Annotated in this window: 1 protein-coding gene; it reads left to right on the forward strand. The window is 71.3% G+C overall.

Features of this window, described 5'->3' with window-relative positions; genetic code table 11:
* A partial coding sequence (locus AC0IXA_RS27540) for a hypothetical protein (RefSeq protein WP_471814919.1) occupies positions 1-268 on the forward strand: 268 nt, incomplete at both ends.

Consider the following 268-nt stretch of genomic DNA (forward strand, 5'->3'; position numbering starts at 1 on the left):
GTCGACGTTCTACGCGATGTCGCGGTGGCAGGGCCGGATGGAGCTCAAGCAGGCGTTCCTCGGCCGGATCGTGGACATCGGCGCGGAGCTCTTCGCGATGAGCGCGGCCTGCGTACGGGCGGAATGGCTCCGCTCCACGGGCGACCCGCACGGCAAGGAGGCCCACGCCCTGGCCGACGCGTTCTGCCACCAGTCGCGCCTGCGGGTGGAGGAACTCTTCGGCCGCCTCTGGTCCAACACGGACGCGGTGGACCGCCGGGTGGTGGAG

The organism is Pseudomonas sp. AC083 (assembly GCF_979253165.1).